This window comes from Filimonas zeae (assembly GCF_014641615.1).
In the GTDB taxonomy this organism is placed as follows: domain Bacteria; phylum Bacteroidota; class Bacteroidia; order Chitinophagales; family Chitinophagaceae; genus Filimonas; species Filimonas zeae.
Window position 1 is genome coordinate 1306181 of record NZ_BMIB01000003.1, and the last position, 13252, is coordinate 1319432.

Genomic DNA, 13252 nt, shown 5'->3' on the forward strand with positions numbered 1-13252 from the left:
CTGCGCCGATATGCAGAGATAAGTTAAATTACACGAAGAACAAAATATACCGTTTGGGCCGTACCCGTGCCTGCCCCGCGTTTTGCGCTTTTATGTTATTATTGCAAAAATTCAAAAAAAGCAGCTACCACACAATATGGGCATTATTCAAAAGCAGAGTATTAAATCCAGTGTCATTATTACTGCAGGATTTTTTCTGGGAGCCTTTAACATTATGGTAATAGCCCCAAAAATTCTGAGTGCTGAAGAACTGGGGTTAACCCGTATTGTAACTGATGTAGGCTTAACCCTGGCCACCTTTTGTACACTGGGCTGCGTAAGTATTATTTACAAGTTCTTTCCTTTTTATAAAAACTACCTGCCGGCAAAAAAAAATGATCTGCCTTTTATTACGCTGATGGTATGTGTTGCAGGTTTGCTGCTGAGTTTTGGTATTGGTTATCTGCTGCGCAATGTGGTAATAAAAAAGTACAGTGGCAAATCGCCGTTGTTTGTGGAATATAGTTATCTGGTATATCCGTTCTGTTTTTTTCTGTTGATGTATATGTGGCTGGAAAGCTTTGCATGGTCGTACCAGAAAACCGTACTCTCTAATACCCTGAAGGAAGTGCTGCCGCGGGTGTTGTTTTCTCTTTTGCTGGTACTGATAGCTATGGGGCTTATTAACCTGCCTGTGTTTATGGTGGTGTTTTCCCTCTCCTATCTGCTGCCCTCTGTTATTCTGTTCTGGCTACTGCGTAAAAACGATGGTTTTCAGCTTACACCGCAGATATCACCTGTTACCAGAAGGCTCAAATTCCGCATGGCCAACTTTGGCATTTATATGTTTGGGGCGCAGTTTTTAAACCTGCTGTCTAAAACCAGCGATACGTTTATTATCTCCGCCAAGGCAGACCGTGGCCTTACCGATGCGGCTGTGTTTACCCTGGCCACCTATATAGTAACACTGATGGAAATTCCGCAGCGAAGCATTAATGCCATTTCCGTTCCTATTATATCAGAAAGCTGGATGAAGAAGGATATGAACAACATTCAGCATATTTACAACCGCAGTGTAAGCAATATGCTTACGGTAGGTTTGCTGATGTTTGCCCTACTGTTTCTGAATGCAGGCAATATGGCCGCTTACCTGGGTAAAGATTATCATGGTATTGAGCAGGTGGTTTTTCTGATGGGGCTGGCTAAACTGATTGATCTGGGTACGGGTGCCAACGGCATTATTATAGGCACGTCCAGCTTCTGGCGGGTAGAGCTTACCTCTAATGTTATATATACCGTACTGGCATTGCCTTTAAACTATATACTGATTAGTTATTTCGGGCTTATAGGCGCTGCTTACGCCAACCTGGGTTCACAGGTAATATACAATATTATCCGTTATGTGTTTCTGTGGTATAAATTCGGTTTACAGCCTTACACCTTTAAACACCTGACAATTGTACTGCTTACGGGTGCTATTGTAGCTCCTATGTTTGCCTTTATTCCTGCGTTTAATTCGTGGATAGTGGACGCTATCGTTAACACTACCCTGTTCTGTATTGCTTTTATACCGCTGGCTTACGCGCTGAATATATCAGAAGAAATGAATAAGATGATCTACAAACAGCTGTTACGGGTAAAACAGCTGTTTGTAAAGTAATTTATCGTACCAATACCACCGTACCGTTGCGCGTAACAGTACCGCAGAGTGTGGTTGCTTTAATGGTATATACAAATGTTCCGGGTGGCTGCGCCTCTCCCTTATAGCGGCCATCCCAGCAGTCGTCGGGATTTGATGTTACAAACACCCGCTCACCCCATCGGTTGTAAATAACCATCTGCATGCTTTTAATCAACCCCCATTTGTTAATGCGGAAACAGTCGTTTTTACCATCCCCGTTGGGTGTAAAACCGGTGGCTATCGGGTAAGCGTTGAAGTTATTCTTCAGCACACGCACCAGCACACTATCCTCCGAAATACACCCGTTAAAGCCGGTAGCAAACACATGGTACCAGGTACTGGTATCGGTTCTGGCCACGGGATTATAGCTATACGGTGCAGACAGTGTTGCCGTAGGGTACCATTGATAGGTGGAACCACCCGTTACCGTAAGCTTCGATTCGCCGTATATACAATCAATATCGTTAGAGCGTGATACGGCCAGCAAAGGCTTATCATTCAACGTTACCAGACTGTACAGGGTATCCGTTCTGTTACAGCCCGCATCGTGCATCTCCACTGCATAACCACCCGGAAGTGTAGGCAGAAACGTAATTGCAGTAGCAGTATTAGCCTCCTGTCCCGGTACCAGCCAGCGATGGGCAGCATTACCGGAAACATGGAGCGTAAGACTATCGCCATTGCAAACCGCTGTTTTTTCCGGAAAAAGCGCCAGCACAGCCGGCGGGTTTACTTCCACCCATACCGAATCATCTGCTGTACAGGCATTGACTCCCGTAGCAGTAACATAATAACGCGTACCGGTCAGCGGCTGTACCAACGGTGTAGCGCTGGTTGCTTCACGTATATCTGCTCCGCCACGCCATTGGTAAGCAACAGCTCCGCCGGTAACAGCCAGGCGCAGGCTGTCGCCCTGGCATATGGCCGTATCAGCCGATACCAGCACCTCAGGTATCTCTTTTATAGTAAGCGTTATTGCATCTTCTGCTTTACAAAAACGGTTGTATACACTAACGGTATAGCTGGTAGTAACATCAGGTGATGCAAAAGGTGTAGCTACGTTGGCGGCAGACAAACCTGTTGCAGGCACCCAACGTACACTGTCGGTATACTGCATATTCTCTGCCCGCACCATCAGGCTGCTCCTCCGGCAATAAGCAGTATCATTCATCAGTTTTACCTGAGGCATTGGCACTACCTGCACCAGCACAGAATCTTTTACAAAACAGCCATGGGTATTGGTACCTTTTATATAATAACGAACGTCGGCCGCAGGGGTTACCTGCTGGCCAGCCAGTGTGGTATTGGTAATACCTTCTGCCGGCTCCCATTCATACACATCAGCACCAGATGCCTGCAGTGGTACCGGCCTGCCCGCACATACAGCCGTATCATTATTCAGCTGCAATGCAGGAAGGGCATTTACAGTAACCAGCACCGAATCGGCATAGGAGCACTGTTTGTTATAAGCCGTTAATTTATATTGAGTGGTTACCAACGGAAGCGTAAGCGGGTTTGCAGTAACCGTGTTACTCAGCCCTTCCTCCGGTGTCCAGCGTATACTATCTGCATATACCAGTTGCAGGGGTATCATGGTAAATACGTCTTTTTCACAAATAGCCGTGTCATTCATCAGCTTTACCTCCGGCACAGGAATTACCGTCAGTTGCATAGAATCCTGCACACTACACCAGGTATTTTTTACCGTTAGTTTATACCTGCCCTCCCGTTCCATGGTATAAGTATTAGCGGTACTACCATCCTGCCACTCATAACTAACACCTGATAGAGTAAAGCTTTTCAGCAGCTGCTGCCCGGCGCAAAGCGTGGTATCATTACCCAGCAAAACAGCCTGCAATCCACGGAAAGCGTAAATAAAGCTATCTCTTGCCATGCACCCATAATTATCTGTATGTACCCAGTAAGTGCCATCCGCTTTTATAATCATACTATCTGCCAGAGCACCGTTATTCCAGGTAACCGGGGTGGTAAAGCGTGTTTTTAGTACCACACTGTCTGTACAAACCACTGTATCAACCACAGGCACCTGGGCATAACGCCCTATTACTATCACACTTTTACAAAACGCAGTCTGGTTAGAAAGCCCCTCATTAATCACCAGGTTTATATTATACTTTCCAGGGGTAGTGTAAGTAACTGCAGGTGGTGCTGCCAGCGTAGATACCGAACCGCTTACTACGGTTGAGCTGGAAAAACGTACACGTGTTATCGTATTATTAGTAACGTTGGGGATAAACGAATACAGATCGCCCCCTACCCGGAACATTTTCGACAGTGAATGCGGAAAACTAAGGTTTCCGGTATTGCCATAGGAAGTTACTGCCGGCATACTGGTAATGGAGCTGCCAAAATCAAGTTTCAACAACTGATTACTGGTTCCATCAATTGCAAAACCGGTAAACCCATCGCAGGAGGCCAGAATATATAAATCCCGGATATTGCTGAGCGGAATATCAGAAGTAAGCACTGTACCTGTAGGTACATTCAGCAGAGAAGAGCCAAAATCAAGTCTTACAACACTTTGCGTAGTTGTACTATTAGCTGCAAATACATGCCACTGATCCTTCACTTTAATAGGAAAAATACCGGTAGGTTCAGATAATAAACCACTGATGGTTCCCAGGTTAACGCCTGTGGGAATATTATTGAAGCTGCTGGTGAAGTTTAAACGCACCAGTGTTTTATTGGTAATATTTACCGTAAGGCCATACCAGTTATCACCATCCTTAAACATATATAGGTCCAGCGGAAAGCCCATTTCACCTACATTACCCAGGTTAGTAACCACCGGGGCGGTATTGGTTACATCAGCCCCAAACTCCATCTTTACCAGGTAAGACGGCGCATTCACCAGGTTGCCGCCTACTACAAAAGCGTACCATTTATTCTCATTGTACACCACCTGTATTCCCTCTGCTGAAGTTGGCAGATTGCCATTCAGGTTCAGCGGAACTGCAGTGGGCGTGTTTAAAAGGCTGTTACCAAAATCAAGTCTGGTAATACCTGCCGGTATATGATTTACCACAAAAACGTAATAGTTACCATTGGCTTCAACAACATCTGTAAATACCGGTTGAACCAGGCGGTTTCCTATATTACCCAGGTTAACAGCAGCAGGCTGGCTGTTAACATCTGCCGAATTAAAATTCCAGTAATATTTTGTAGCATTTACAGATAGATCGGTTACATTAACAGGTGTATTCACACAAACTGTATCGGGCGCAGCAAACGCAGCACTTGCAGGTGGTGTACAATCTTTTACCACAACACTTTTACAAAAGGCAGTTTGCGTAAACAATCCCTCATCCACTACCAGGTTAATGTTATAAGTACCGGGGGTTGTATAGGTATATGCAGGCGGGGTATCCAAAGTAGATACCTGCGATGGTAATGCATCGGAACTGAAGAATCTTACCCGCGAAATGGTATGGTTACGGGCATTGGTAATGAACGAATACAGCTCGCCTCCTACCCGGAAAAACCGGGAAAGCGAATGAGGAAAAGAAAGATTACCCGTATTGCCGTAAGATTTAACCACCGGAGTGCCTGTAATATCATTACCAAAATCCAGCTGGTACAAGGCATTTTTATCACCATCAATAATAAATCCCGTAATACCATCGCAGTAAGGCATAATGTGTACATCCCGCAGGTGCGTTAATGGCATATTGGTTTTCAGCTCTACTCCGGTAGGGGTGTTCAGTAATGAGTTACCAAAATCAAGCCGTACTAACCCGCCATCATTATTATCCTCCGTTACAAATGCGTGCCAGTTGCCATTGGTTTTAATACAGCAAATACCCACAGGGTCTGACAGCACACCATTTGCCGAACCCAGGTTTACACCAGTGGGGGTATTATCAAAACTTTCGGTAAAATTGATGCGCGTAATAGAGTTCCCATCCTTATTCACCGTTAAACCATACCACGCAGCACCATCTTTAAACATATACAAATCGTGCGGAAACAGCATAGCACCTACGTTACGCAGGTTGGTAACTGTTGGGTTGGTATTGGTAACACTGGCACCGAATTCAATTTTAAGCAGATAGGCCTCCCCGCTTATATCCGGGTTGCCACCTACTACAAACGCATACCATTTGTTTTCATTAAACACCACCTGAATACCTTCCGCATTTTTGTAGCTGGAAGGAACACTAACCGGTACAGCCGTTGGGGTGTTTAAAAGGCTGTTTCCAAAATCAAGCCTTATCAGTTGAAAATTGTTATGATTTACTACAAATACATGGTAATTGCCATTGGCCTCCACTATATCTCCAAACACCGGTACATTCAGCATTCCCCCTATGTTCCCCATGTTTACCGCCTCCGGCTGCCTGTTTACGTTGGCGGTGTTAAAATTCCAGTAATAGCGGCTGGCGTTTTCAGACAGGTTGTTTACCGCTACAGGCGTATTAACACAAACCGTGTCCGGTGCCGTAAAAGCAGCTGTTACCACCGGATTTGCCACCGGGCAGGAATCTTTTGAAATGGTACAGCGCGTATTTGTTTGCGCTATAGATGCCCTTCCAAACAACGCTCCGTTCCAGGCAGTGTTACCCTGCTTGTTCAGCAGGTTATCAAAGGTATAATAGCCCAGTAAACCAGTTTGCGTTGCAGCATTGGGCAGACTGGTGTTCATGTATTGCTTAATCTGATCCTGCGTTCTGGCCACATTCCATATACGTACTTCATTAATATACCCTACAAAATCTTCCCGTGGTACTTTGGGGTACGCGGGTATTTCCCCTATGGTAGTAATCCAGTCATTGGTTACAATATTACCGGTACAAGGCACCTCATTCATTAAAAAACCATTCCGGTAAAACTTCAGTTTTTGCCCATCATACACCATAGCCACATGATAGGTTTTATTCAGTTGAATATCGCAGGCGGGAGGTGTTGCTACAAAGCCGTTGCTGGTAGTTAATTCAGCGTGATTGGGCCTTAGCAGGTAGTTACAATCTGTAACACCGGTATGTTTTGCCACAATATTACCCGCATACTGGTGGGTACCGGTATAAGGCTCTGTGCGGTTAATCAATGCCTCTACCGTAAGCTGCGTTCCGCTTACATCCAGATCACCCACCCGCACACCTGAGGAACCTTCCGGATTATAAAGCCAGCTGTTACAGGCTATCGGTTGTACACACGGCGTACCTTGTGTATAGAGGGCGGCCACTTCTTCCTTATTCAAAGCCCGGTTATAAATTCTTACCTCATCCAGCTTACCCTTATAATAATCCCCGTTAGCTTCCCCCTTTCTGCCAAAAACGATGGAAGAAACACCGTCCTGCAGAATTTTGCGGGCCTGGCTCAGATCTTCACTTTCCTGCTTTCCGTTTATATACAGTTTCCACCTGCCATTATCGTAGGTAGAGGTTACCAGGTACCAGCAGGTTTCGCCTGCAGTAAGTGAAGTAGTGCTTTTGACGGGCAGATTATCATGATATCCGGAATGCACCTGATCAAAATCGGACAGGTAAATGCCGTAATTCCATTGTGAGTTATGGAAATTAGCGGCGTATGGGCTTTTTACAATCATAGCCCGCGGCCCCGAACCGGCTTCATGCTGTATCCATACAGACAACGAATAGGCATCTGTTGGCTTAAAATTGTACAGCTGTGAAAACGGCAGTTGTATATAACTGGTAGAGCCATTAAAGCGGTAGGCACCATTGGCATTACCAAAGCGGTCGGTAGTTAATTGCGCCCCGCTTACGGTACCGTGAATATTATTACCACTGGCATCGTTAGCATTGCCGTTAAACGGATAATATCCTATAAGACCATTTTGCAGTTCTACAGTTTGGGCAACAGCGGCGGCCGAAAAAATAAAAAGACAAACCAGCAATGAAACGCACCTCAGACGGTGCCACAGGTAAGATAACAGCATGTACAGGTTCAGGGATTTTCCTCAAAATAAGGGAAAAAAACAATAGAAAACATGCTGTAATCCATTCCGCGCTTACACCGCCAGTTTTTTGCTCTCTTCCATCTGCCGCAGATACTCAATATACAATTTCAGCCCTTTCCGCTTTTCTTCCGTTAAATCGTAGCTGATGTTTTCTGTGTAGTATTTATGCAGATCATACACCGGAAAAGGATTGGCCGCAATAATCTCTTCCAGGTGGGCAAAACCAATACCGTTGGCCTTGTTAAACTGCGCCACAAAACTTTCCGGCAGCGGCTTGTTGGCTATCCAGGCGGCAAACACAAAAGGCAGGCCCGTCATTTTGCGCCATTCTGTGGCCAGATCATATATATAAGGAGATACCAGTCTTTGTTCCAGCGCCCTGTCGCCTATTACCACGCCGGCAGTTGTGCCTGTTATTTTGCTGCGGTAATCTTCGCCGGTGGTTTCTACTATGCGGGGCTGTATTTTCCAGTGGTGTTTCAGTAACACCTTACACAGGTTTACCGAGGTACGGCTTTGGTAATCGAGTAATACGGTTTCAATCTGCTCCACCGGCACTTCGCTGAACAAACAAACCGAAGCCACATCGCCGGTAGCGCCTATGCAATAATCAGAAATAATATGCCAGTCTTTCATTTTGGGTATCACCGCCACAGGTACCAGCCCCACATCAATGCTGCCCTCTATCAGCATTCCTCCTATTTTGGCCGGATATTCCTCAATCAGCTCCATTTGCTGCATCAACTCCTCTGACCGCTGTAATCCGTACAAAAGGGGTCTTGCATTCAAATAGCTCACACTCCCTACTTTAATCTTCTCCAAATCTGTTACTTTTGCGCAAAATTAACCGGACCGAAAAGAAAACTCAAATTAATCACATGGAGTTGAACAATCTTACAGCCATTTCCCCTGTTGACGGGCGCTATCGCAGACAGGTAGCCTTTCTGGATGCCTATTTTTCTGAATTTGCGTTAATCAAATACCGGGTAATTACTGAAATAGAGTACTTTCTTTTTCTGGCGGATAAGCGCTTTTTTAAACTGAACGCCAAAGCAAAACAGCAGTTACGCGATGTGGCGGCCAACTTCAGCCTGGAAAACGCGCAACGGATTAAAGACATTGAAGCCGTTACCAACCACGATGTTAAAGCCGTGGAATACTTTCTGAAAGAACAACTGGAAACAGCCGGCGTAAACGACGCTACAGAGTGGATTCACTTCGGCCTTACCTCACAGGATATTAATAATACCTCCATACCCCTCAGCTGGAAAAATTGCATGGAGCAGGAATACCTGCCTGCCATTGTAAACCTGCGCCAGAGCCTGCAGCAACTGGCGGTGGAATGGAAAAACGTTCCCATGCTGGCGCGCACGCACGGTCAGCCTGCTTCTCCTACCCGCCTGGGTAAAGAGGTGATGGTATTTGTAGAGCGCCTGAACAACCAGGTAGAACTATTCTCTTACATACCTTACGCAGCCAAATTTGGCGGCGCTACCGGTAACTTTAACGCCCACCATATTGCCTTTCCTAAAAAGGACTGGGTAGCCCTGGGTAATGAATTTGTTGACAATATACTGGGCCTGCAACGTATGCAGTTTACCACCCAGATTGAACATTACGATAATCTGGCCGCCCACCTGGACGCCATCAAGCGGATCAACAACATCCTGATTGACCTTTGCCGCGATATCTGGACGTATGTTAGCATGGATTACTTTAAGCAAAAGGTAAAAAAGGGCGAAGTAGGTTCTTCAGCCATGCCGCATAAAGTAAACCCCATTGACTTTGAAAATGCTGAAGGTAACCTGGGCATAGCCAACTCTCTGCTGGAACATTTATCCGGTAAATTGCCTATCAGCCGCCTGCAGCGTGACCTTACCGATTCTACGGTGTTACGTAACCTGGGCATGCCGGTAGCGCACACCATTATTGCATTAACCTCTATTACCAAAGGTTTAGGCAAACTGGTACTGAACGAAGCCAAACTGAAAGAAGATTTAGAAAATAACTGGGCAGTAGTAGCCGAAGCCATACAAACCGTATTGCGCCGCGAAAACTACCCCAAACCTTACGAAGCACTGAAAGAACTGACCAGAGGTAAGGCTTCTATTACTAAAGCAGACATTCACACCTTTATCGGTACGCTCAAAGTAAGCGCCGAAGTGAAGAAAGAACTGAAAGCTATTACGCCGCACAACTACACAGGTGTAAGCGCAGCGTTTTAATATATCTTTTACGAAACTAAGATGGCTGGCCGGTAGGTCAGCCATCTGCTTTTATACACCACTGCTAACAATTCTCCGCCCATAACAACCCGTTCCGTTTGCGGGCAGGGCTTACCGTTCACTGAAAACACTTCCGCAATCCGGGAGGAAGATTGTTCTGCCACACAATACACTTCCCCGATTATTGAGGAAGAATGCTCAGCCGTAGAAATTACTTCCCCGGTTTCCCGGGAAGACTAATCAATGCCCGGGTTGACTGACCGGACATAAAAAAGACTTCCCCGGAAATGGAGGAAGTCTTTTTTATGTATCAATTATATGAACCAGTTACCGGCTACTTGTGTATTTCGCTGGTAAAGTGGAAAGTAATCTCCGGGTTGTTCTGAATTTCTGTGTTCAGGAACCACTCGCTCTGTGCCAGGTATACTGGATTGCCGTCTTTGTCATCTGCGGCGTTTACCTGCTTAAACCGGAGAAAATCGTCCAGCTTTTTCTGGTCGGTACTGGTTAACCAGCAGGCTTTGTAGAATGGCATGGGGCGGAATTCACACGCCGCGCCGTATTCCTGTAACAAACGGTACTGAATAACTTCAAACTGCAGTTCACCCACACAACCAATAATCTTTTTATTACCACCAAACTGGGTGAACAGCTGGGCAACACCTTCGTCCGTAAGCTGACTGATACCTTTTTCCAGCTGCTTGGTTTTCATCGGGTCTTTATTCACCAGCTCCTTAAATATCTCTGGAGAGAAAGAAGGAATACCGGTAAAGTAAAAGTCTTCCCCTTCGGTAAGCGTATCACCAATTTTAAAGTTACCCGTGTCAAACAAACCAATCACATCTCCCGGAAAAGCGTCGTCAATAACATCTTTACTGCGGGCCAGGAAGGAATAAGGGTTGCTAAAACGCATATCCTTATCCAGCCTTACGTGGTGGTAATATTTGTTACGCTCAAAACGGCCGGTACATACGCGTAAAAACGCAATGCGGTCGCGGTGTTTGGGATCTAAGTTGGCGTGTATTTTAAAAATGAACCCGCTGAATTTGTCTTCGCCCACTTCCACCATACGTTTGGTGGTGTCGCGGCTGCGGGGTACCGGAGCAATCTGAATAAACGTATCCAGCATTTCCTTTACACCAAAGTTGTTGATGGCGCTACCAAAAAATACCGGGGCAATTTTGCCCGAAAGGTAATCGGCTACCTTCAGGCTACCGTATACACCATCAATAAGCTCCACATCTTCGCGCAATTGGGCAGCATCTTTATCGCCTACTTTTTCATCCAGAATGCTGTTGCTCAGGTCTTCAATTACCACATTGTCCTCATCGTCTTCTGCCTTGGTATTGGCGGTAAACAGTTGCAGACTTTTATTGTACAAGTTATAAACGCCTTTAAAATCTTTACCGCTGTTGATAGGCCAGGTCATGGGGTGGAGCGAAATGTGCAACTCATTCTCTATCTCTTCCAGCAGGTCAAAGCGGTTTTTACCGTCACGGTCCATTTTGTTAATAAACACAATTACCGGCGTATCCCGCATACGGCACACCTCCATCAAACGGCGGGTCTGGTCTTCCACCCCGTTTACGCTGTCCACCACCAGTACAACGCTGTCCACAGCGGTAAGCGTACGGTAGGTATCTTCCGCAAAGTCTTTGTGTCCCGGGGTATCCAGCAGGTTAATTAAAGTATCCTTATATTCAAAGGTCATCACCGAAGTTGCTACCGAAATACCTCTCTGCCTTTCAATTTCCATGAAATCGGAAGTAGCATGCTTCTTAATCTTATTACTTTTTACCGCACCCGCAGTTTGAATGGCGCCACCAAACAACAGAAACTTTTCTGTCAGTGTGGTTTTACCGGCATCCGGGTGAGAAATAATAGCGAACGTTTTGCGACGGTTAATTTCCTTTTCGTATTTCATAATTGAGGCCGCAAAGTTACAATATTACTTCATCCACCACAACTTAGTTGCCTTGGTGTCCCCACCAATATCAATGCCTGCATCGGTATAATTTACCCGGTTAATATTGGCTTCCGATACCGGATAGGTAATACGGGTGGGCAAAAACGATACGTTGGGGTCAAGACTACCCGCTACCGGTGCTACAAACGAAGCGGCATCGCCCGTTAGTTCAAAATTCAGGCGGTTACGCTCAAACCAGGCCTGCAGCCCCTGCATATACAGGCCCAGCCATTTCTGGCTGCCTATGATGTTGCGCCAGTCTGCAGCGGAATAAGGTACCCGCAAAAGGTATGCATTGGCACTATCCTGACTAAGGCCCCAGAAAGCAAAGCTGCTTTTCACCCCGTTGGCATAATGCTCCTCTGCGGTACCGGAAACTGCAAACCCACGTGCAGCTGCTTCTGCCAGGTCAAACTCCACCTCGGTATACGTCATAATAATACCCGGAAAAGTAGGATCGTAAGCACGCCTGCCCGGATAGGATAAATTAGAAATATTGTATTCGTTAGAAGAAGCGTTGATGCCATAAGGTTTACCTACTATGCTGCCATTTTCTATAGGGCGGGCATAAATGGGTAAACGTGGGTCAGCTAAACTCTTCATATACTTCACCAGCGTTTCACTTACCACATAGGCGTTAGAAATACCGGCACCCGCCTGCTCGTTAAACGGAAACTGATCGCCAATAGCTGCCTGATAAGGAAACAGGGCATCATCATCACTGCTGCTTAATACCCCTGCTGCCACTGCAGATTCTATAATACCCTGTGCTTTGGCGGTGTTAGCTCCGGTACCACCCAGCATACGCATACCCATACGCAGCTTAAGGGAGTTGGCCAGCTTTTTCCATTGCGCCACATCGCTGTTATAAATCAGCTCGCCACTGCGGAAACCACCATTGGCGGTGTCCAGTATCTGCACCTGACGGTCCAGCCTTTGTATCAGGCTGTCGTATATGCCCGCTGCATCATCATATTCCGGCGTAAAATCAGCAAGGCCGCTTAATGCCTGGCTGTACGGCACATTGCCATAACTATCTGCCAGCACCTGGTATATCCATACACTCAATATATTGGCAATGGCCACCTGGTTGGGCGATCCTGCTTCGGGGTTAGCTTCGTTAATACGTACTATTTCTGCCAGGTTACCCAGCGCACTCCGGTAAACACCCCAAAGGGTATTGTTAGAGGATTCGTCCAGCTGGTAACGGCTATCTGTTTCCTTTTGCCCCTGCGCCCAGTATTGAGCGTACAGCATCCCTATTCTACCGTTCACCGCCTCACCGTACATAATATCCAGTGCTGATTTTTCTGCACCGGTAATTAACGATTCCAGAGTAGCCGTACCCGGCTTGGTAGGGTCGGTATTAATATCCAGCCCTTTGTTACAGGCAACCGCTCCGGTAAGCAATGCAGCGGAAAATGCGGTATGTATAAATAAAGAAGTAAGTTTCATAACATATT

Annotated in this window: 6 protein-coding genes; 2 read left to right on the plus strand and 4 right to left on the minus strand. The window is 46.1% G+C overall.

The window, feature by feature from the left end:
- Window positions 1–136: 136 nt before the first annotated feature.
- Window positions 137–1639 (plus strand): lipopolysaccharide biosynthesis protein, encoded by a 1503-nt coding sequence (locus IEY13_RS18295; RefSeq protein WP_188954783.1) that lies wholly within the window; start codon window positions 137–139, stop codon window positions 1637–1639.
- A gap of 1 nt (window position 1640) precedes the next feature.
- Here IEY13_RS18295 and IEY13_RS18300 read toward each other — a convergent pair whose 3' ends face one another.
- Together IEY13_RS18300 and IEY13_RS18305 are read right to left on the minus strand one after the other, a co-directional pair.
- Window positions 1641–7577 carry a LamG-like jellyroll fold domain-containing protein gene (locus IEY13_RS18300; protein WP_188954785.1) on the minus strand — a complete coding sequence of 1979 codons (5937 nt, stop codon included), beginning with the start codon at window positions 7575–7577 and terminating at the stop codon, window positions 1641–1643.
- 72 nt (window positions 7578–7649) lie between these two features.
- A complete protein-coding gene (locus tag IEY13_RS18305; protein WP_188954787.1) occupies window positions 7650–8420 on the minus strand; it encodes a menaquinone biosynthetic enzyme MqnA/MqnD family protein in 771 nt (256 codons plus the stop codon).
- Window positions 8421–8476: 56 nt separating this feature from the next.
- Here IEY13_RS18305 and purB point away from each other — a divergent pair, with 56 nt between their 5' ends.
- Window positions 8477–9823, plus strand: a complete 1347-nt coding sequence (gene purB, locus IEY13_RS18310) for an adenylosuccinate lyase (protein ID WP_188954789.1) — start codon at window positions 8477–8479, stop codon at window positions 9821–9823.
- 334 nt (window positions 9824–10157) lie between these two features.
- Here purB and IEY13_RS18315 read toward each other — a convergent pair whose 3' ends face one another.
- Window positions 10158–11747, minus strand: coding sequence for a peptide chain release factor 3 (locus IEY13_RS18315; protein WP_188954791.1), 1590 nt, complete (start codon window positions 11745–11747; stop codon window positions 10158–10160).
- A 24-nt stretch (window positions 11748–11771) separates the two neighbouring features.
- The gene (locus IEY13_RS18320; RefSeq protein WP_188954793.1) at window positions 11772–13244 is read right to left on the minus strand and encodes a SusD/RagB family nutrient-binding outer membrane lipoprotein; all 1473 of its coding nucleotides are present in this window, start codon (window positions 13242–13244) and stop codon (window positions 11772–11774) included.
- Window positions 13245–13252: the final 8 nt, after the last annotated feature.